Here is a 20,795-nt window from a genome sequence, read left to right as displayed (position 1 = left end):
CCTGATTTCCGGAGACTTCGATGAACCCGCTGCGCCCCTTCCGCGACAAGATGCCCGTCCTCGGCGAACGCGTGTACATCGATCCGGCCTGCACCATCATCGGCGACGTGGAGCTGGCCGATGACGTGTCGGTATGGCCGGGCACGGTCATCCGCGGCGACGTCAACCATGTGCGCATCGGTGCACGCACCAACGTGCAGGACGGCACCATCATCCACGTCAGCCACCACAGCCCGTACAACAAGGCCGGCTACCCGACCCTGATCGGCGAAGGCGTGACCGTTGGCCACGGCTGCATCATCCATGCCTGCACGATCGGCGATTACAGCCTGATCGGCATGGGCGCCTGCATCCTCGATGGCACCCGCGTGGAGCGCCATGGCTTCGTCGGCGCCGGTGCGGTGATCGGCCCCGGCAAGGTGGTGGGCGAAGGCGAGCTGTGGGTCGGCAACCCTGCACGACCGGCACGCACGCTCAGTGACAAGGAGATCGAGGCGCTGCATTACTCGGCCGACCACTACGTGCGGCTGAAGGACGAATACCGGGGCTGAGCCCCCGACGCTGCCATGCGGCTCTGCTAAAGTCTTGGCCCGACCAGGACCTGTCGAGACCCCCATGCCTGTGGCTGCCCGCCGGAGAGGACTCCGGCGCCCACAACGAAGGCCATCGCGCTGATGGCCGCACCGATGCTCGATACCTACCGCGAGGTGGTGACGCCGGAGGGTGTGCCGCTGCAGTTGCCTGCCGCCGGCCCGGTACCGCGGGCGATGGCCTGGCTGGTCGATCTCGGCGTGCGCATCGCGGCACTGGTGCTGGTGTCCATTCCGCTGGCGCTGCTGGACAAGTTCGGCTCCGGCCTCTACCTGGTGCTGATGTTCCTGGTCTACTGGGCCTACCCGATCGTCTGCGAAGCGTTGTGGGGGCGCACGCTGGGCAAGCGTGCGCTGGGGCTGCGCGTGCTGTCCCGCGATGGCGCGCCGGTAGGCTGGATGGCGGCGATCACCCGCAACCTGCTGCGCACGGTGGACATGCTGCCGTTCGGCTATGCGCTGGGCCTGATCAGCAGCCTGTTCGATCCGCATGGCCGCCGCCTTGGCGACCTGGTGGCGGGCACCGTGGTGGTGCACGCACCCGCGCTGTACCTGCCACCGCCGCCGACCATCGACAGCGTGCTGGCCCCGCCACAGCCGCTGCGACCAGAGGAACAGGCTGCGTTGATGGCCTTCGCCGAGCGCGCGCCACGGTTGTCGGCGGCGCGCCAGCAGGAGCTGGCCGGTATTGCCGAGCCACTGACCGGCACCCATGGCCAGGTCGGGGTGCTGCGCCTGTATGCGATGGCCAACTGGCTGCTGGGGCGGCGATGAAGCAGGAACAGTTCGTCGCCCGCTACCAGCAGGAATGGCAGGACCTGGAGCAGTGGCTGCTGCTGCGTGCCGGTGCCTCACGCCGCACGCGCCGCAAGGCCAGCGGCCTGGCACTGGATGACACCACCTTCCCGCAGCGCTACCGGCGGCTGTGCCAGCAACTGGCGCTGGCCCGCGAACGCGGCTACAGCCCGCAGCTGGTGCAGCGCCTGCAGCAGCTCATGCAGCAGGGCCACAGCGTGCTGTACCGCACGCCGCCGACGCGCTGGCGGGGTGCCCTGGAGTTCCTGGTGGCCGATTTCCCGCTGCTGGTGCGCAGCCAGGCGCGCAGCATGTGGGTGGCGCTGGCGATGTTCGCGCTGCCGGCGGTGGCCTGCTTCGTGCTGGTGCAGGTCTATCCGGACCTGATCCACATGCTGATGGACAACCGCCAGATCGCCGAGATGGAGCGCATGTACGATCCCGCCGCCGAGCGCCTGGGGCGTGACAGCGGCACCGACTGGATGATGTTCGGCCACTACATCATGAACAACATCAGCATCGCCCTGCGCACCTTCGCCAGCGGGCTGCTGGCTGGGCTGGGCACGCTGCTGGTGCTGTTGTTCAACGGCGTGATCATCGGTTCGGTGGCCGGTCACCTGCAGCACATCGGCCATGGCGACCCGTTCTGGCGCTTCGTGGTCGGCCACGGTGCCTTCGAGCTGACCGCGATCGTGATCGCCGGCGGTGCCGGTCTGCAGCTGGGCATGAAGCTGCTGGCACCGGGTCGGCGCAGCCGCCTGGATGCACTGGTCGAAGGCGGCCGCATCGGCGCACGGCTGTGCCTCGGCGTCGCCTTCATGCTGCTGGTGGCCGCCTTCATCGAAGCCTTCTGGTCCTCGCTTGCCGAAGTACCGGCGTGGGGCAAGTTCAGCGTGGCCGGTGTGTTGTGGGCCGGCGTGCTGCTGTGGCTGTGGCGCGGCGGACGTGGGGGCGGCCATGCGCATTGACCGCCTGGACGTGGCGCTGCGCGCCCGCAGTGGCTGGGAAGCGATGGAGCTGGGCACCGCCCTGTCCCGCCGTCACGCGCGTGCGCTGTGGGGCAGCTGGCTGCTGGCCAGTGCACCGCTGTTCGTGATCTTCAACGCGCTGGGCTGGTGGCTGGATGCCTTCGGCTGGGCCTGGCTGGCGATGTGGTGGTGCAAGCCGCTGTTCGAACGCGCGCCGCTGTACGTGCTGTCGCGCGGCATATTCGGTGAGCCGGTCGGCACGCTGGCCGCGCTGCGCGCGCAGCGCCACTGGGGCAACACCGGTTTCTGGGGCTACCTGGGCTGGCGTCGCTTCAGCGTGCTGCGCAGCCTGTGCCTGCCGGTGAACCTGCTGGAAGGCAACACACCGGGCCAGCGCGGCCCACGCCGTCGTGCGGTGGCAGCCGGCGCAGCGGGCGCGGCACTGGTACTGACGGTGACCTGCCTGGCGTTCGAAGCCGTGTTGGTATCCGGCGCGATCGGTGCGGTGTTCATGTTCATGCCACTGGAGCTGATGTCCGAATCGTGGCGTGCGGCGTGGGACATGATTGGCAAGGACACGCCGGCATGGGCACGGCTGGGCTTCAACCTGGCGTGCTGGCTGGCCTCGGTGCTGATCGGCCCGTTCTTCGTCGGTGCGGGCTTTGGCCTGTACCTGAACCGTCGAACGCAGATGGAAGCCTGGGACGTCGAAATCGCCCTGCGCCGCCTGCGCGAGCGGCTGCTGCCGGCAGCATCGACGCTGGCGCTGCTGCTGTGGCTGGCACTGCCGCTGGTGTCCGCACCGGTGCATGCGCAGGACGCGCAGACGGTCGCGGAGCAGGCCGGCGATGCCGAAGAGGACGAAGACAGTGCGGAAGAACCGGCCACCGCGGCCAACGACCCCGCCAATACGCCGGCAATGATCTTCGGTACAGCGCCGGTGGACACCGCCGGTTTCCGTCAGGCAGTGAACCGCGCCTATGAAGACCCGCTGCAGCGCCCGACCCGCCAGGTCACCCGCTGGAAGCCGATCGAGCAGGCCGAGGAAAAAAAGAAGGAAGACAAGCAGCTGCAGCGTGACACCAACAGCAAAGGTGAACGCAAAGCGCGCAAGGACGGCATCGCCTGGCTGGCACGGCTGGCCGAATGGGGCCTTTGGGGCCTGCTCGGCATCCTGCTGCTGGTGCTGCTGCTGACCGCGCGGCTGTGGCTGCCGTGGCTGCGTGGCAGTGGCCGGCGCAAGGCCGACGCTGCACCGAAGGTGCTGGAGGAGCAGGTGGAGTTGCCGGTGGTGCTGCCGCCGGACGTGGCCACCCAGGCCGGCCTGCTCTGGGACCAGGGCCGGCCGCGGCAGGCGCTGGCCCTGCTGTACCGCGCCAGCGTGCGCACGGTGGGCGAGCGCAGCGGTATCGCGCTTCCACCCGGTGCCACCGAAGCGCAATGCCTGCGCGCATCGCGACGCATGCCCCAGGCCAGCGACCGTGACCTGTTCGCGCGCATCGTGCGCATGTGGCAGTACGCCGCCTACGGTGGCCGCCTGCCCAGCCGCGCCGATTTCGATGCATTGGCCGATACCCTGCGCCAGCAGTACGGGTGGCAGGCATGAGTCCGCGCCTGTTCTGGTCGCTGCTGCTCGGTGCGCTGGTGCTGTTCGGCGTACCGCTGACCATCCTCTACCTGCGCACGCACGAGCGGGTGACCGAGACGATCCGGCTGCCGCCACAGGGCGAGGCCGCCTACAACCCGCTGTACGTGCTCGGCCAGGCCCTGCGCGCCGATGGCATCGACGTGCATTCGCGACCGCGGCTGGAGTTGCAGCAGATGACGCTGGGGCGCCACGACACGGTGGTGCTGCTGCAGGACAGCAGCGAACTGCCGCCGCCCGTCGCCCGCGCACTGCTGGACTGGGTCGACGGTGGTGGTCACCTGCTGGTACGTACACCGCCGCCGGCCGAGGACGATGCCGGCAGCACACAGGGCCCCCTGCTGGACCGGCTGGGCGTGGACAGCCTGTTCCAGCGCAGCGACTGCCAGGCCTTCCATGTCGACGACGATCCTGGCCACGTCGAATTCTGTGGTGGCCGCCGCTTCACCCTGGGGTTTGCGGCCAGTGCGCAGGCCGAACGCCGCTGGGGCACTGATCGCGACCTGGTGTTCGCGCGCCTGCGCCACGGCCAGGGCAGAGTGAGCGTGCTGGCCGACATGGAGTTCATGCGCAGCGAAGTGGACTCACCGGCAGCGCGCCTGGCGTCGGCAGGTGGCGGGGCCAGCGACGGCCTGCACGACGCGTCGCATCGCGACCTGACCCGCTACCTGCTCGATCCGAACTATGGCAAGGGTGCGGTCTGGCTGGTCTATGCCAGCCGCCCGCCGTCGCTGTGGTCGCGCATGTTCTATCAGGGCTGGCCGTTGTGGGTGCCGTTGCTGCTGGCCCTGCTGGGCTGGCTGTGGGGCCGTTCACAGCGCTTCGGCAGCCTGCTGCCGTCGCCGGTGCTGGAACGTCGTTCACTGCTGGAGCACGTGCGTGCCAGTGGCGAACTGCTGCTGCGCTTCGGTCACGGCATACGCCTGTACGAGGCCGTGCTCGCCCTGTTCCTGCACCGCCTGCGCCTGCGCGCACCGATTGCCGCCGCATTGGATGGTGCGCCGCGCGATCAGGCCATCGCCGAGCTGCTGAAGTGGCCGCAGGGCCGCGTCGCCAGCGCACTCACGCCCCCACCGCCGCACGATTCCTCCGCCCTGCGCGAGCGCATCCGCTTGCTGCTCCAGATGAGATCCCTGCTATGACCGAAGTCCCCGAGCTGCCGGCGGCCGCCAACGCCCGCCTGATCGAACGCGTCGATGCCATCCGCGATGCCGTCGGCCACGCCTTCATCGGCCAGGCCGATGTGCTGGACCAGATCCTGGTGGCGCTGCTTGCCGGTGGTCACGTGCTGATCGAGGGCGTGCCCGGGCTGGGCAAGACCCTGCTGGTGCGCGCACTGGCACAGGCCCTGGAGCTGGATTACGGGCGTGTACAGTTCACCCCCGACCTGATGCCCAGCGACGTCAGTGGCCACGCGGTGTACGACCCGAAGAGCGAGAGCTTCAAGATCCGCCGCGGCCCGGTGTTCACCAACCTGCTGCTGGCCGACGAGATCAACCGTGCACCCGCCAAGACCCAGTCGGCGCTGCTGGAAGTGATGCAGGAAGGCCAGGTGACCATCGAAGGCAAGGCCTTCACCCTCGCGCCGCCGTTCATGGCGCTGGCCACGCAGAACCCGCTGGAACAGGAAGGCACCTACCCGTTGCCGGAAGCACAGCTGGACCGCTTCCTGCTGAAGGTGCTGATCGACTACCCGCAGCTGGAGGACGAGAAGCGCATGGTGACCGCGATCACCAGCGGCCGTGCCGCCAGCGATTTCGACCTGAGCCAGGTGCCACGCGTGCTCGGTGCTGGTGAGCTGCTGGAACTGCAGCGCGCCACTGCGGCGATCACCGTCGACGACGAAGTGATCGACTACGCGGTGCGGATTGTGGCAGCCACAAGGCAGTGGCCGGGTATCGCGGTCGGCGCTGGCCCGCGTGGCAGCATCGCGCTGGTGCGTGCCTCGCGCGCGCAGGCGGTGCTGGCCGGTCGTGATTTCGTCACTCCGGATGATGTGCGCGACATCGCACGCCCGGCGCTGCGCCACCGCATCGCGCTGGCCCCGGAACTGCAGATCGAAGGCCAGGACGCCGACGACGTGCTGGGCGCGCTGCTGGCCAAGGTGGAAGCGCCGCGCCGATGAGGCCGGCCCCGCTGCTGCTGGCGTTGCTGCTGGCCTGGGCTGTCCTGGGCGGCCTGGTGCTGGGCGGGTTGCTGCCGCGCTGGAGCTGGGCGCTGGCGGCGCTGGCGATTGCCGTGCCGGCGCTGATGGATCTGTGGCGCCAGTCGCGGCGTCCGTCGCCGCAGGTGCAGCGCGAACTGCCCGAAGCACTGGCACTGGGCGTGCGCCGCGAGGCTGCACTGCGGCTGCAAGCGGACGCACCGATGACGGTGCAGGTGTTCGACCTGGTGCCCGGCGGCTGGCCACTGGAATCGCTGCCGCAGCGCGTGCGCCTGCAGGCGGGCAGTGCTTCCACCCTCCACTATCACCTGCAGCCGCTGCAGCGTGGGCATTTCCGCTTCGAAGGCGTGCATCTGCGCATGCGTTCGCCGTGGCGGCTGTGGTGGCAGCAACGCACGCTGCCGCCCGCACTGGACGTGCGGGTCTATCCGAACTTCGTGCCGCTCACCCGCTTTGCCCTGTTCAGTGCCGACCAGGCCTCGCGGCTGGTCGGTGCACACGTGAAGCGCCGCCGCGGCGAAGGCACCGACTTCCACCAGATGCGCGAGTACCGCATCGGCGACAGCCTGCGCCAGCTCGACTGGAAGGCCACCGCGCGTGCGCGCAAGCTGATCTCGCGCGAATACCAGGACGAGAAGAACCAGCAGCTGCTGCTGATGCTCGACAGCGGTCGGCGCATGCTGGCCAGCGAAGGCGGGCTCTCGCACTTCGACCATGCCTTGAACGCCTCGCTGGTGGTGGCCTACCTGGCGCTGCGCCAGGGCGACGCCGCCGGCCTGTTCGCCACCGGTGGCGAGCGCCGTTGGGTGGCGCCGCAGCGCGGCATGGGCACCGTCGAGCACCTGCTGCGCGCCAGCTACGACCTGCAGCCACGCGCGGTGGCCACCGACTACCTGGCCGCCGCCACCGAAGTGTCGCTGCGCCAGCGCCGGCGTGCGCTGGTGATGCTGGTCAGCAATGTGCGCGACGAAGACATCGAAGACCTGCTGGCGGCGGTGCGCCTGCTGCAGCAGCGCCACCTGGTATGCGTGGCCAGCCTGCGCGAGCGTGAGCTGGACGGCGTGCTGGACAGCGAAGTGCAGACACTGGAAGACGCCACCCAGGCCGGTGCAGCGGCGCTGTACCTGCAGCAGCGCGCGAAGGCGCATGAGGCGCTGCGCAGCGAGAAGGTGATGGTGCTGGACGTAACCGCCGATGCCCTGCCCGGTGCGCTGGTGGAACGCTACCTGGCGGTGAAGCGCGAAGGGCTGCTCTGATACCAGCGATCGATCTGGTGGGAGCCAACAACGGTTGCCGGCCAGCGGCCGGCACTACCCCTGTAACAACCGACGCATCGCTCTGGTAGGTGCCAACCTTGGTTGGCACGAACCCACAGCGACGACCAAGGTCGGCCTCTACCAACGGCGATTGCCGGCCAGCGGCCGGCACTACCCCTGCAACAGCCGACGCATCGCTCTGGTAGGTGCCAACCTTGGTTGGCACAAACCCACAGCGCCGACCAAGGTCGGCATCTACCAACGGCGATTGCCGGCCAGCGGCCGGCACTACCCCTGCAACAACCAACGCATCGCTCTGGTAGGTGCCAACCTTGGTTGGCACGAACCCACAGCGACGACCAAGGTCGGCCTCTACCAACGGCGATTGCCGGCCAGCGGCCGGTACTACCCCTGCAACAACCAACGTATCGCTCTGGTAGGTGCCAACCTTGGTTGGCACGGAATCAGCGGCGCCGACCAAGGTCGGCCTCTACCCACAGCGGTTGCCGGCCAGCGGCCGGCACTACCCCTGCAACAACCAACGCATCGCTCTGGTAGGTGCCAACCTTGGTTGGCACGGAATCAACGGCGCCGACCAAGGTCGGCCACTACCCACAGCGGTTGTTCTACGACCGGCGTCGGTTGCCCACGCCGGCCCGGGGGCGCCGCACCGTCATCAGACGTAGATCCGCGTCGGCGCCTCATCAACGATCGCGTGCGGCACGAAGCGCGCGCTGTCGCGGGTGATCGCGCTGTCGTCCTCGCGGATGCCGATGCCGCAGGCGTGGTCACCCACCACCCAGCTGCCGATCAGCGGGTAGCCGCCTTCGAAGCGGGTCAGCGGATGCGCACGCTGGATGATCGCCGGGCCGTCGTAGGGACCGTCGCTGCGTTGGGTGCTGCCATCGGCCAGGTGCATCTCGATGTTGGCGCCTTCGCGCGAGAACAGCGGCTTGCGCACCCAGCCCGAGGCCAGCGTGCTGCCGTCATCGAAATGCGCTTCCAGCAGGTTCGGATGGCCCACGTTGCGCTGCCACAGCAGCGGCAGGATGCCCTTGTTGCTCAGCACCGCCTTCCACGCCGGCTCCAGCAGCTGCACGCCCGAGCCGGGCAGCGCGCGGCCGAACTCCTCGGCCATCAGGTCTTCCAGTGGGTACAGCTTGAACAGCGTGCCGATCACCGAATCGTCCAGCGCGGTGAAGCGTCCATCCTCGGACAGACCGATATCCTCGATGGCGATGGCCTGGCCATGCAGGCCGGCCTGCGACGCACAGTCGCGCAGGTACTCCACGGTGCCGCGGTCTTCTTCCGAACTGCCCACGGCGCTGAAATACAGCGGCGGCGGCAACTGCGTGGCCAGTTCGCCGAAGCGTTCGACCAGCGCTTCGTGGATTGCGTTGAACTGGTCGGCATGCTGCGGCAGGCGACCGGCGTTGCGCTGGTCCTCCAACCACTGCCACTGGAAGAAGCTGGCCTCGAACAGCGAGGTCGGCGTGTCGTAGTTCAACTCGTACAGCTTGGCCGGGCCGGTACCGTCGTAGGCCAGGTCCAGGCGACCGTACAGATGCGGCTGGCGCTGGCGCCAGCTGTCGGCGATCCAGTCGCGGTAATGCGACGGAATCGCCAGCTGGTCCATCAGGCGTTCGCTGCCGATGACATCGCCGACCAGGTCCAGCGCCATCTGGTGCAGCTCGGCGCTGGGATCTTCGATGTCCTGCTCGATCTGGCGCAGGGTGAAAGCGTAATACGCGCTTTCATCCCAGTACGGCTGGCCGTCGATGGTGTGGAAGCGGAAACCCGCCTCTTCCGCGCGTGCCCGCCACTGGGCACGCTCGGCAATCCGGATACGCTGCATGGGTCGATCAGCCGCCGTAGCTGCCGCTGGTGCTGCGGCGTGCGCTGGTGTTGCCGAAGCCACCACGGCTGGCGGTGACCGCACGGTTCGGTTCGCTGGTGACCGGCGCCAGGCCCGCCTTGCCGGCGCCGATGCCGCTGGCGGTGTTCAGGCCGCCGCTGCCGCCCGGTGCCGGACGCGCCCAACCAGCGCTCTTGTCCTGGTAGGCCGGCGACGCCGCCGGCGCCTGCGGCGCCAGGCCGCCGCGGTTGCTCAGCATCTGCGACATGAAGAAGCCCATCATCATCGGGCCGATGAACGAGGTACCGGCCGAGGTGTGCTGCTGCACGCACTGTTCCGGCTTGTAGTCCTTCTCGCAGGCTTCCTTGCTGGCGTACTTCGGCGCCGCATCGGCGGCCTGCTTCTGCGCTTCGGCGAAGGCATTGCGGCACGACGACGGATCGCCGGTGGCCTCGGTGCAGGCCTCCACCGAGGTGTACAGGCCTTCCTGCACCTTCACCTCCGGCTCCTTCTGGCAGGCGGTGAACAGCAGCGGCGCAGCGCTCATCAGCAGCAGCGCGGTGGTGCGGGAACGTTTCATGGCCTCATGCCCTGTCGACGGATCAATGCCCCAATGATGCCAAATCCGGACCAGCAACCGGAATCGGCAAAGTCCGAAAGATGAACGGACTTTCATTTTCGTCGGGCATTGGGGTCAGAGCCCATCGCGCCGCGATGGGATCCGACCCCGGGCGGCGCACCGCTCTGGCAGGTGCCAACCTTGGTTGGCACACACGGCACGGCGCCGACCAAGGTCGGCATCTACCGAAAACGGGTGGTTGCAGCAGCAACCGAAAAAATTGGCCATGATCGGCTGACCCCCACGTTGTACGGCCCGCCCGTTCCGCCAGCCATGCCTGAATACCGCTCCCGCACCTCCACCGCCGGCCGCAACATGGCCGGCGCCCGCGCCCTGTGGCGTGCCACCGGCATGAAGGACGGCGACTTCCACAAGCCGATCATCGCCATCGCCAACTCCTTCACCCAGTTCGTGCCCGGCCACGTGCACCTCAAGGACCTCGGCCAGCTGGTCGCGCGCGAGATCGAACAGGTCGGCGGCGTCGCCAAGGAATTCAACACCATCGCCGTGGACGACGGCATCGCGATGGGCCACGACGGCATGCTGTATTCGCTGCCCAGCCGCGAGATCATCGCCGACGCCGTGGAGTACATGGTCAACGCGCACTGCGCCGACGCGCTGGTGTGCATCAGCAACTGCGACAAGATCACCCCCGGCATGCTGATGGCCGCGCTGCGCCTCAACATCCCGGTGGTGTTCGTCTCCGGCGGGCCGATGGAAGCGGGCAAGACCAAGCTGTCCGAGCACAAGCTGGACCTGGTCGATGCGATGGTGGTGGCCGCCGATGACAGCGCCTCCGACGAGAAGGTGGCGGCGTTCGAGCGCAGCGCCTGCCCCACCTGCGGCTCCTGCTCGGGCATGTTCACCGCCAACTCGATGAACTGCCTGACCGAAGCGCTGGGCCTGTCGCTGCCGGGCAATGGCACCACGCTGGCCACCCATGCCGACCGCGAGGCGCTGTTCCGCCGCGCCGGCCGCCTGATCGTCGAACTCTGCCACCGCTGGTATGGCGGCGAAGACCCGAGCGCGCTGCCGCGCGGCATCGCCACCCAGGCCGCGTTCGCCAACGCGATGACCCTGGACATCGCCATGGGCGGTTCCACCAACACCATCCTGCATCTGCTGGCTGCCGCGCAGGAAGCGGAGGTCGACTTCGACCTGACCCACATCGACGCGCTGTCGCGGCGCGTACCGCAGCTGTGCAAGGTGGCGCCGAACACGCCGAAGTACCACATCGAGGACGTGCACCGCGCCGGCGGCGTGTTCGGCATCCTCGGTGAACTGGACCGCGCCGGCCTGCTCGATACCACGGTGCCGACCGTGCACAGCACCAGCCTGGCCGACGCGCTGGAACGCTGGGACGTGGTGCGCAGTGACAACGACACCCTGCATGCCTTCTTCAAGGCCGGCCCGGCCGGCATCCCCACCCAGGAGGCCTTCAGCCAGGCCACGCGCTGGCCGAGCCTGGACGTGGACCGCGCCGAAGGCTGCATCCGCTCGCTGCAGCACGCGTATTCGCTGGAAGGCGGCCTCGCCGTGCTGCGCGGCAACCTGGCCGTGGATGGCTGCGTGGTGAAGACCGCCGGCGTGGACGAGTCGATCCACATGTTCGAAGGCCCCGCGCGCGTCTACGAAAGCCAGGACGCCGCCGTCGCCGGCATCCTCGCCGACGAAGTGCAGCCGGGTGACGTGGTGGTGATCCGCTACGAAGGCCCGAAAGGCGGCCCCGGCATGCAGGAGATGCTGTACCCGACCAGCTACCTGAAATCGAAGGGGCTGGGCAAGCAATGTGCGCTGCTCACCGATGGCCGCTTTTCCGGCGGAACCTCGGGCCTGTCGATCGGCCACGTGTCGCCGGAAGCCGCCAGCGGCGGTGTCATCGGCCTGGTGGAAAACGGCGACCGCATCCGCATCGACATCCCGGCCCGCCGCATCGACCTGCTGCTGGACGAGGCCACGCTGGCCCAGCGCCGCGCCGACGCCGATGCCCGCGGCTGGAAGCCGCGCGCACCCCGCCCGCGCAAGGTCACCAGCGCGCTGAAGGCTTACGCGCTGCTGGCCACCAGCGCTGACAAGGGTGCCGTACGCAACACCGCGCTGCTCGGCGATTGACCCCCGTGCGGTAGTGCCGGCCGCTGGCCGGCATCTGCACTGCGACGCCCCACATCAATGAGGTTGCCGGCCAGCGGCCGGCGCTACCCCTCCTGATCCGTTATGGTGGTCCAGGAAGTCACCAACACGGAGGTTGAGATGATGTTGCTTTCCTTAGCGCTGGCCGCTGCCATGGGCACGTCAGCCGAACCGCCCAAAGCCCCGGACTGCAGCTACGACCGTGCCGCGATGCTGGCGATGGAACCTGGCCGATTCGATCAGGATCTGGCAGGTGGCTGGCGCCCGCTGGCCGACCGTGGCTGTACCCGCGAAGCGGCCGACCTGCTGTCCGCCTACGGCGCTCTGCCCAAGGCAGAAGGCAACGTCATCATCACCTGGCACGAGGGCCAGCTGCGCGCGGAGCTGGGGCAGACCGCGCAGGCGATCACACTGATGGAACGCAGCCACAAACCCGTGAACGCGGGCGACCCGGGTTACTGGAATGCCTACGTGGACGGCATGGTGGCGTTCCTGCGCCAGGACCGCAGCGCCCTGGAAAAGGCTCGTGCGAGGCTGGTCGCGATACCGACGCCCACCGCGATGGCGGAGAACATCAAGGACGGTCGCTACCACTTCACCACCGAGGGCGGGCAGCAGGTGCAGATGCCGTGGCCACCGAACCTGGATGTGCTTGATGGATTACTGCGCTGCTTCGGCAAACCCTACATGGAGGCCTATGGGCCAGGCTGCCGGACGCCTGAAACAGGCACCCGGTAACCACCAAGCGCCGCTGTCCGATCGTCAGCCCGTGCGGTAGTGCCGGCCCCTGGCCGGCATCTGTACAGTGCTCGCAAAAAAAAAGGGGACGGAGGGAATTAAGTCGTTTTTGCCATAAACGACTTAATTCCCTCCGTCCCCTTTTTGCTACCGGTCAGCCGATCACGCGCTTGAACGGTGGCAGCGCGTCGATGATGCGCTTGCCGTAGCGGCGGGTCAGCAGCCGCGAATCGAGGATCACCACGCGGCCGGTGTCGGTGGAGGTGCGGATCAGGCGGCCGGCGAACTGGGTCAGCGTGCGCAGCGCGTGCGGAATCGCGATCAGATTGAAGGCGTTGAGCCCACGCCCCTCGAACCATTCACTGAGCGTGGCGGTCTGCGGATCGGTCGGCACCGCGAACGGCACCTGGGTGATTACCACCGTGGTGCAGGCCTCACCGGGCAGGTCGAGGCCTTCGCCGAACGAATTCAGCCCAAACAGCACCGAGCCTTCGCCTGCCGCCACGCGCCGCAGGTGCTCGTCGATCAGCCGGGTCTTGGACATCTCGCCCTGCACCAACACCTGCTTTCGGCGCGCGGCCGACATCAGCCCGGCCACCTTCTCCATCTTCCAGCGCGAGGTGAACAACACCATCGAGCCCTTGGCCCAGTCCAGTTCGGTGTCGAGGTAGCGCGCCACTTCGCGCGGGTGGCCTTCGCGGTCGTCCGGGGTGACCGGGAACTTCGGCACGATCAGCTCGGCCTGGTTGGGCAGGTCGAACGGCGACGACAGCGAGACCATCTCGGCCTCTTCCGGAATGCCGTTGTCGATCGCCAGCGACTGGAAGTCGCCACCGCCGGTCAGCGTCGCCGAGGTCATCACCACCGAATCCACTTCATCCCACAGCAGCTTGCGCAGCACGTGCGCGGCCGACACCGGTGAGCCATGCAGCACCAGGTCGCCGTCGCGGGTGGCGGTGACCCAGCGCGCCATCGGCGGCGCGCCGTCCTTGTCCTCGCGGCGCCACGCCTGCCACAGGTTGTACTGCTGCTCGATCATCTCCAGCGCCATGCCCAGGTTGCGCTGCAGGCGCTCGCGCGCGGCATCGTCCGGCTTGCCCTTGGCGACCTGCGCGGTGGCGGCATGCGCCCAGTTGTAGAGGCTGCGGGTGTCGTCGGCCAGCGCTTCGATCGGCTCGCGCCAGGCGTCGGGCAGGCGCCCATTGGCCGCGCGCCACATCGGCTCTTCGTCGGCCGGCGCCGGCATCCACACCCGTTCGATGTGGTCGCGGAACGCGCGCAGTTGCTTGGCGACGTTGCTGGCCACCTCGATCGCTTCGTTGGGCAGCAGGTTGCCGAGGCGGTCCTTGTCGACCGCACGGTAGGCACCGGCGATCAGGATCTGCAGGCGGCCGGTACGCTTGGCCATCTCATCCAGCGCGAGGCTGGCCGCACCCTGGTCGATCGCCACGTTGCCGATGTGATGGCCTTCGTCCAGCACCAGCAGCATGTCCGACGGCGGCGCGATCAACGGCTGGCCGTTGTCGCTGTCACCGATCGACAGTGCCGACAGCAGCAGCGCGTGGTTGGTGACCACGATCTGTGCGTCGCGCACCGTATTGCGCGAACGCAGCACCGCGCACTGCGCCGAATAGGCACAGCGGCGCCCGGCACAGCCCGAAGCCGGCGTGGTGATGCGGCTGCGCAGGCCGGGGCTGATGGTCTCCGGCGCGTTGTCGATGTCGCCATCCCAGCTGCCGCCGGTGAAGGCATCGGTCAGGCGCTTGGCGATGTCCATCTCGATCGGCGCCAGCGGCCGGTCGAACAGCGGCGCGTCATCCTCGAACATGCCGCCCTGCGAGCCCTCGCCCTGCGCCTCGGCGGCGTTGCGCGTGCACAGGTAGCGGGTACGGCCCTTGGCCAGCGCCACGGTCGCTTCCAGGCCGGTGGCCTTGAGGAAGTTCGGGATATCGCGCTCGACCAGCTGCGACTGCAGCGCCACGGTACCGGTGCTGATCACCAGCTTCTTCTTGCTGGCCAGCGCGATCGGTACGCCTGCGGTGAGGTAGCCCAGGCTCTTGCCGACGCCGGTGGGCGCTTCGACCACGCCGACGCCACCGCTTTTCGACAGCGCACGCGATACCACGCCGATCATCTGGCTCTGCGAGCGACGGGTGGAGAAGCCGGGGGTATTGGCCTGCAGCGTCGTGTACGCCTTGCGGATCGCGTCCTTCAAGGTGTCATCAAGCGTGCGCGGAGCGGCGACGGTTTCGGTCACGCCGGGAAGTACCGTGGCTGGATCAGGCCGGTCATTGTCGCATGGCCGGCTGCGTTCACCGTCGCTGGCACCCTGAACGGGCCAGCGACGACGCCAGGCGGCGGTCACGGTCCGATGGGCGGACCACCCAAGGGCCAGATACGCCGGGCATGGCCCGGCGCGACCGGTCAGGACGCCGGGATCGAACGGGTACGCAGCAGGCGCACCAGCGCCCACACCAGCAGCACCACGCCGATGGCCTCGACCATCGCCAGCGCGAAGTGCAGCACGCCAAGGATGGCACTCATGCCCGAGATGGCGTCGAAGTTGCCGCTGTTGATCAACCACATCGGCAGGATGCCGGCGGCCATGCCGCCGAGGCTGGACAGCAGCAACAGCACCAGACCGACCAGGGCGCCGGTACGGGTGGCATCGCGCGGTGCGCCGACCACCCAGACCAGGCCCACGCACAGTGCGATCAGCACCGGCAGGCGCACGCCCACGATGCTCAGCACCGTCACCATCAGGGTCGTGTTGTCCATCGATCAGTCCTCGCCGGCCAGCACGGCCGAGCCCTGCCGCAGCGTCTGGTAGACCTCGTCGGTCTGCGGACGCACACCGTGCCACTGCAGGAAGCTCTCGGCGGCCTGCTCGACCAGCATGCCCAGGCCATCCACGGTATTGCGGCAGTTCGCTGCGCGCGCCCAGGCCAGGAAGGCGATGGCGGCCTCGCCGTAGTTCAGGTCGACGGCGGTGGTCATCGAGTTGACCAGCGACAGCGGCAGCTTGAACTCAACGTCGCGGTCGCGGCCGGCCGAGGTGGCATTGACGATCAGTTCGAAGTCGCCCAGCTCGCGCAGGTCTTCCCAGTAGCGGCTGATCGCGCGGCCCGGTTCGCCCATCGCGTCGATCAGTTCATCGGCGCGTTCCGGCGTGCGGTTGACCACCACCAGCTCGGTGATTCCAGCATCGAGGAAGGCCGGAGCGACGCTGCGCGCGGAGCCGCCGGCACCGATCAGCAGCATGCGGCGGCCACGCAGGTCCAGGCCATGGCGGTCGGTCAGGTCACGCACCAGGCCGATGCCGTCGGTGGTGTCGCCATGCCAGCGGTCGCCCTTGCGCAGCAGCGTGTTGACCGAGCCGGCGCGGCGCGCACGTGCAGTCAGCGTGGTGCACACCGAGAATGCGGCTTCCTTGTGCGGCGAGGTGACGTTGGCACCGACACCGCCGTCGGCGGCGAAGGCTTCCAGGCCGGCCAGGAACGCATCCGGGGCCAGGTCGATCGCGCGGTAATCCACCGCGATGCCTTCCTGGCGACCGAACGTCGCGTGGATCTGCGGCGACTTCGAGTGGGCAACGGGGTGTCCGAAGACGGCGTAACGGTCGGTCATGGAATCCTCAAGCTGGCTAGACTGATGCTCTTTCGTGCACGGACCCGGATGATGCGCATCACCCCGCCCCTGCTGGTGCTTGCCGCCAGTCTACTCTCTGCCCCCGTGGCGATGGCGTTGAACGAGTACGGCATCGAAGGCATGGGCGTAGTCTCGACCCGTGCCGACGAGGGCCGCGCCACGATCAGCGCCGATGGCCAGCGCATCGTTTTCGCCCGCCGTGGCGAGGCCGGTTGGGGCCTGTGGGAGGCGCGCGTGGTGGACGGCCGCTGGCAGCAGGCGCAGGCCTTGCCGGTAGGCGTGGCCGGTGAGGTCCGTGATCCCTACTTCAGCCGCGACGGCCGCTGGCTGCTGTTCGCGGCCGGCCGCGAGGGCAAGCTGGCGCTGTATCGGGCCGCTCTCGCCACCGATGGCCAACTGGGTACCGCGCAGCTGCTGGCGGGCGACGCGGGCCGCCGGGAAGAGCGCGGGCCGGCCCTGAGCGCGGATGGCAGGCAGCTGTTGTTTGCCCGCCAGCAGGGCCGTGGCGCCGGCTGGGACCTGTTCGTGGCGACGCTGGATGCGCAGGGACTGCGTGGCCCGGCCAGCGCACTGAGCGCGTTGAACAGCGCCGACGACGAGACCGACGGCGACTGGCTGGGGCATGACGGCGCCGTGGTGTTCAGCCGCGGCAACGGCACGACCACGCAGGTGTGGAGCAGCGGCTGTGCGTGGACCGGTGCGGCGCTGCAGCCATTGGGGCTGTCGTTCAACCAGGCCAGCGGCTGGACCGGCGCGCCGGTGATCGACAACGCCAAGCCCGGCGAGATGATGGTCGCCAGCAGTGCGGCGAAGGCACCGCGTGCCGGGGGCGTGGATGTGTACCGGTTTGCCGTGCCGAAGGTGGCGGCGGTGGCCGGGTGCGTGCCGGGCGCACGGTGACGGCAAACGCCAACCAAGGTTGGCGGCTACCCGGGCGATGGAGGCACCAGGTGCGTGCGGTAGATCCACGCCGTGCGTGGATGGCCGTTTGGTAGATGCCAACCTTGGTTGGCATGCGGGAAAGTGCCAACCAAGGTTGGCACCCACCCGTCAGCGCGACAACACCTTGGCGCGCTGCTGCTCGTACTCGATCTCGCTCAGCTGGCCATTGTCCTTGCGCTGGTTCAACGCGGCCAGTTCGGCCTGCACGCTGTCCGGCAGGGCCTGCTCACGGGCGACATGGCGGGCGGCGGAGAGCTGCTCCGGCGGGCGCTTGCCGGCCCGCCAGGCCGCGATGAAGACACCGACGATGATGGCGCCGAACACCAGCGTACCGATGCCCCAGATCAGCCATTGCATCCATCCCAGTTCGGGTCCCATCGCGTAATCCTCCGTCTATCGTGGCGCTATTGTCAGCGCTCGCGCAGCCATCGCGCCACCTGCGGCGCGAAATAGGTCAGCACGCCATCGGCGCCGGCCCGCTTGAAGCCCAGCAGCGACTCCAGCACGCAGGCGCGTTCGTCCAGCCAGCCGTTGGCGAAGGCGGCCTTCATCATCGCGTACTCGCCACTCACCTGATAGGCGAAGGTCGGCACGCCGAATTTTTCCTTCACCCGGCGCACCAGGTCCAGGTACGGCATGCCCGGCTTGACCATCACCATGTCGGCGCCCTCTTCCAGGTCCAGCGCGATCTCGCGCAGGGCCTCGTCGCCGTTGGCAGGGTCCATCTGGTAGGTCTTCTTGTCGGCCTTGCCGAGGCTGGCGGCGCTGCCCACCGCATCGCGGAACGGACCGTAGAACGCCGAGGCGTACTTGGCCGAGTACGCCATGATGCGCACGTTGATGTGGTTGTCGGCATCCAGCGCACGACGGATCGCGCCGATGCGGCCGTCCATCATGTCCGACGGCGAGACGATGTCCACACCGGCCTCGGCGTGCGATACCGACTGCTTGACCAGCGCCTCGACGGTGATGTCGTTCAGCACATAGCCCTTGTCGTCGATGATGCCGTCCTGGCCGTGGGTGGTGTACGGGTCCAGCGCCACGTCGGTCATCACCCCCAGTTCCGGGAATCGCGACTTCAGCGCGCGGATCGCACGCTGCGCCAGGCCGTCTTCGGCCCACGCCGCCGACGCGTCCAGCGACTTCAGCGAGGGGTCGATCACCGGGAACAGGTCGATCACCGGAATACCCAGCTCCAGCGCCTCTTCGGCCACCTTCAGCAGCTCTTCGATGGACAGACGCTCCACGCCCGGCATCGACGGCACTGCGGTGCGGCCGGCCAGTTCGTGCACGAACACCGGGTAGATCAGGTCGTCGGTGGTCAGCGTGTTCTCGCGCATCAGGCGGCGCGAGAACTCGTCATGGCGCATGCGGCGCGGGCGGTAAAGCGGGTGGGACATGGCAGGCTCCGAGGAGTGGCTATTGCAACAGGTAACCCTGCGGCAGCAGGGGTTCGGGCAAGGGGCGTTCGCCGAGCGCGTCGAGCTGGTCGATCTCGATCGTGCGCACCAGCGCGTCCAGCGGCAGGTCGTTCGGCTCCAGGCCGAACGGGTCTTCCATTTCTTCGCCCAGCTGGTCCAGACCGAAGAAGGCATAGGCCAGCACCGCCGACAGCACCGGCGTGCCCCAGCCCAGTGAACTGGCCAGGCCGAACGGCAGCAGCACGCAGAACATCCACGCGCAGCGGTGCAGCAGCAGGGTGTAGGCGAACGGCAGCGGTGTGGTCAGGATGCGCTCGCAGCCGGCCTGGATCGACGACATCGCATGCAGGCGCTCTTCCATCTGGGTGTAGAGGATCGGGTCGAGGTCACCGGCGCGCAGGGCCTGCGCCAGTTCCCCAGCGATCATCGAGAGCAGCGCGTCGGGCACGTTCTCGCGCTGCCCGAGTTGTTCGCGCTGGCGCTTGTCCAGCCACGGCAGGGCCATCAGCGCCACGATGCGCCCGCGCAGGCGACCGGCCAGTGCATGGGCGAAGGCGGTGGTGAGGTAGGCGATGCGGCGGCGGCGGCCGGTGTCATCGGCCAGCAGCAGGTTCACCTGGCGGGCCAGCGAGCGCGATTCGTAGACCAGCTGGCCCCACAGCTTGCGGCCTTCCCACCAGCGCTCGTAGCAGGCGCTGTTGCGGAAGCTGAGGAAGATCGACAGCACCAGGCCGAGCAGGGTGAACGGCGTGACCGAGACACGCTCGATGCCGGTCGGTGGCGCCAGTTCCACCACTGCGGCCACCGCAATGGACAGGATCAGGATGGCCAGCACCTTGGGCGCGATCGCTTTGACGATCGAGCCGCGCAGGATGTAGAGCAGTTGCCAGCCGTGGGGACGGGGTCGGATGATCATGGGGCTGCCGCGCCGGGCGCGGATTCACAGGCACGCGGGGGGCTCGCGCAGCCATCCATTGTACGCCCCTGCCCGGCCATGGACCGTGCGCCTGCGACGCCCTGTCGCACCCGGGTGCGGGCTCAGATCACGCCGCCACCCAGGCCAAGGCGCAGGATGCCGACCACCACCACGATGCCGTTCAGCACCAGCCCGGCCCAGGCCCGGCCACGCTTGCTCGGATGGGTGAACAGGATGCCGAGCGCGGCGATGACCGCGCCCACCGCAGCGAACGGGATCAGGAACCAGTTGCCCCAGCCCAGCAGTGGAATCAGCGCCAGGATCATCCACAACAGCGCCAGTACGCCCCACAACAGACTGATCACACCCATGCCGCTCTCCCGCAGTTGGTTCCTGCCCCAACCATAGACGTTCCCGCTGCCGCCGCCTACTGCCATTGGCGGGGCTGTCACCCGCCCCGTGCTAGCGTGCTGTCGTGCGTGCCCTGGCCCGGGTGTTGGCGCCGATTCAGAGTGGCCCGCCGATGATCGCAACCAGTCCTACAGGGGTCGTGCCATGAACATCCGTTGGGCCGCGTTGGCGGCCATCCTGCTGGTCGCCGCTGGCTGTGCCAGTACCTCCAAGGTGATGCTGGGCCGCGCCCGCGCACCGATCGATCCGGCGCTGGTGCAGATCTATTCGACGCCACCGGCCGGTTCACAGGAAATCGCCCAGTTGGAATCGGCGTCCGCCGTCGGCTTCGGCACCCAGGGCCAGACCGATGCCGCCGTGGCACGCCTGAAGCGTGAGGCCGCCGCGCTCGGCGCCAATGGCGTGGTGTTGATGGGCGTGGGCAGCAGTGGCTCGCCGGTGGGCATGTCGGTCGGCGCCGGCACGTTCGGTTCGCACGTCGGTGGCGGCGTCGGCATCGGGATTCCGACCACGCAGAAGCGCGCCGCCGGCGTCGCGATCTGGGTGCCGAATCCGGCACCGCCCGCGCGGTTGCCGACACAGGTGATTACGCCGCAACCGCAGCGGTGACCCGAGAGGGTCACCGCCGGTAGTGCCGGCCGCTGGCCGGCAACCTCAGGAATCCTCTCTGCCCAAGGGAAATGCCGGCCAGCGGCCG

General features: G+C 68.5%; 20 protein-coding genes. 11 read left to right on the top strand and 9 right to left on the bottom strand.

Annotation, left to right across the window (positions count from 1 at the left end; all coding sequences use genetic code 11):
- The first annotated feature begins 20 nt into the window (after nt 1-20).
- From V3B64_RS16155 to V3B64_RS16125, 7 genes are all read left to right on the top strand, one after another.
- Nucleotides 21-551, top strand: a complete 531-nt coding sequence (locus V3B64_RS16155) for a gamma carbonic anhydrase family protein (protein ID WP_329914471.1) — start codon at nt 21-23, stop codon at nt 549-551.
- Nucleotides 552-674: 123 nt separating this feature from the next.
- Nucleotides 675-1,364 carry an RDD family protein gene (locus tag V3B64_RS16150; RefSeq protein ID WP_049400866.1) on the top strand — a complete coding sequence of 230 codons (690 nt, stop codon included), beginning with the start codon at nt 675-677 and terminating at the stop codon, nt 1,362-1,364.
- Nucleotides 1,361-2,353 carry a stage II sporulation protein M gene (locus V3B64_RS16145; RefSeq protein WP_032129115.1) on the top strand — a complete coding sequence of 331 codons (993 nt, stop codon included), beginning with the start codon at nt 1,361-1,363 and terminating at the stop codon, nt 2,351-2,353. The genes V3B64_RS16150 and V3B64_RS16145 overlap by 4 nt, the downstream gene beginning before the upstream one ends.
- Entirely contained in the window at nt 2,343-3,959 is a 1,617-nt protein-coding gene (locus tag V3B64_RS16140) for a DUF4129 domain-containing protein (RefSeq protein ID WP_329914470.1), read from the top strand. Before V3B64_RS16145 ends, V3B64_RS16140 begins: the two co-directional genes overlap by 11 nt.
- Nucleotides 3,956-5,140 carry a DUF4350 domain-containing protein gene (locus tag V3B64_RS16135; RefSeq protein ID WP_329914469.1) on the top strand — a complete coding sequence of 395 codons (1,185 nt, stop codon included), beginning with the start codon at nt 3,956-3,958 and terminating at the stop codon, nt 5,138-5,140. Before V3B64_RS16140 ends, V3B64_RS16135 begins: the two co-directional genes overlap by 4 nt.
- Entirely contained in the window at nt 5,137-6,123 is a 987-nt protein-coding gene (locus V3B64_RS16130) for a MoxR family ATPase (RefSeq protein WP_005411535.1), read from the top strand. Before V3B64_RS16135 ends, V3B64_RS16130 begins: the two co-directional genes overlap by 4 nt.
- Complete coding sequence (locus V3B64_RS16125) at nt 6,120-7,418, top strand: DUF58 domain-containing protein (protein ID WP_329914468.1); 1,299 nt, start codon at nt 6,120-6,122, stop codon at nt 7,416-7,418. The genes V3B64_RS16130 and V3B64_RS16125 overlap by 4 nt, the downstream gene beginning before the upstream one ends.
- A 676-nt stretch (nt 7,419-8,094) precedes the next feature.
- On the opposite strand, the gene V3B64_RS16120 is transcribed toward V3B64_RS16125, so the two are convergent.
- Complete coding sequence (locus V3B64_RS16120; protein WP_049400870.1) at nt 8,095-9,273, bottom strand: glutathionylspermidine synthase family protein; 1,179 nt, start codon at nt 9,271-9,273, stop codon at nt 8,095-8,097.
- Nucleotides 9,274-9,280: 7 nt separating this feature from the next.
- Entirely contained in the window at nt 9,281-9,853 is a 573-nt protein-coding gene (locus tag V3B64_RS16115; protein WP_014038869.1) for a DUF1190 domain-containing protein, read from the bottom strand.
- A gap of 312 nt (nt 9,854-10,165) precedes the next feature.
- Between V3B64_RS16115 and ilvD the strand changes: the two genes are divergently transcribed.
- Together ilvD and V3B64_RS16105 are read left to right on the top strand one after the other, a co-directional pair.
- A complete protein-coding gene (gene ilvD, locus V3B64_RS16110) occupies nt 10,166-12,004 on the top strand; it encodes a dihydroxy-acid dehydratase (protein WP_121504169.1) in 1,839 nt (612 codons plus the stop codon).
- A gap of 138 nt (nt 12,005-12,142) precedes the next feature.
- Nucleotides 12,143-12,760: a hypothetical protein gene (locus tag V3B64_RS16105; RefSeq protein ID WP_329914467.1), complete on the top strand. Its 618-nt coding sequence runs from the start codon at nt 12,143-12,145 to the stop codon at nt 12,758-12,760.
- A gap of 154 nt (nt 12,761-12,914) precedes the next feature.
- On the opposite strand, the gene dinG is transcribed toward V3B64_RS16105, so the two are convergent.
- The 3 genes from dinG to aroE all read right to left on the bottom strand — a co-directional run bounded on the left by dinG (nt 12,915) and on the right by aroE (nt 16,387).
- The gene (gene dinG, locus V3B64_RS16100) at nt 12,915-15,017 is read right to left on the bottom strand and encodes an ATP-dependent DNA helicase DinG (RefSeq protein WP_094001302.1); all 2,103 of its coding nucleotides are present in this window, start codon (nt 15,015-15,017) and stop codon (nt 12,915-12,917) included.
- 167 nt (nt 15,018-15,184) lie between these two features.
- A complete protein-coding gene (locus V3B64_RS16095) occupies nt 15,185-15,538 on the bottom strand; it encodes a hypothetical protein (RefSeq protein ID WP_279912895.1) in 354 nt (117 codons plus the stop codon).
- 3 nt (nt 15,539-15,541) lie between these two features.
- Nucleotides 15,542-16,387, bottom strand: a complete 846-nt coding sequence (gene aroE / locus V3B64_RS16090; protein WP_071228545.1) for a shikimate dehydrogenase — start codon at nt 16,385-16,387, stop codon at nt 15,542-15,544.
- A 48-nt stretch (nt 16,388-16,435) separates the two neighbouring features.
- Between aroE and V3B64_RS16085 the strand changes: the two genes are divergently transcribed.
- Nucleotides 16,436-17,308: a hypothetical protein gene (locus V3B64_RS16085; RefSeq protein WP_329914466.1), complete on the top strand. Its 873-nt coding sequence runs from the start codon at nt 16,436-16,438 to the stop codon at nt 17,306-17,308.
- Nucleotides 17,309-17,458: 150 nt separating this feature from the next.
- On the opposite strand, the gene V3B64_RS16080 is transcribed toward V3B64_RS16085, so the two are convergent.
- From V3B64_RS16080 to V3B64_RS16065, 4 genes are all read right to left on the bottom strand, one after another.
- Complete coding sequence (locus V3B64_RS16080) at nt 17,459-17,728, bottom strand: hypothetical protein (RefSeq protein WP_049400875.1); 270 nt, start codon at nt 17,726-17,728, stop codon at nt 17,459-17,461.
- Nucleotides 17,729-17,760: 32 nt separating this feature from the next.
- A complete protein-coding gene (gene hemB / locus V3B64_RS16075) occupies nt 17,761-18,750 on the bottom strand; it encodes a porphobilinogen synthase (RefSeq protein ID WP_032129123.1) in 990 nt (329 codons plus the stop codon).
- Between the two features lie 19 nt (nt 18,751-18,769).
- Nucleotides 18,770-19,687, bottom strand: coding sequence for a bestrophin family ion channel (locus V3B64_RS16070; protein ID WP_121504166.1), 918 nt, complete (start codon nt 19,685-19,687; stop codon nt 18,770-18,772).
- Between the two features lie 122 nt (nt 19,688-19,809).
- Nucleotides 19,810-20,058, bottom strand: a complete 249-nt coding sequence (locus tag V3B64_RS16065) for a hypothetical protein (RefSeq protein WP_006475755.1) — start codon at nt 20,056-20,058, stop codon at nt 19,810-19,812.
- A gap of 184 nt (nt 20,059-20,242) precedes the next feature.
- Between V3B64_RS16065 and V3B64_RS16060 the strand changes: the two genes are divergently transcribed.
- On the top strand, nt 20,243-20,707 hold the full coding sequence (locus tag V3B64_RS16060; protein WP_014038879.1) for a hypothetical protein: 465 nt from the start codon (nt 20,243-20,245) through the stop codon (nt 20,705-20,707).
- The last annotated feature ends 88 nt before the right edge of the window (nt 20,708-20,795 follow it).

This window comes from Stenotrophomonas sp. SMYL86 (assembly GCF_036320025.1).
Taxonomy (GTDB): Bacteria; Pseudomonadota; Gammaproteobacteria; order Xanthomonadales; family Xanthomonadaceae; genus Stenotrophomonas; species Stenotrophomonas maltophilia_A.
This window is presented reverse-complemented; position numbering and strand designations above follow the sequence as displayed.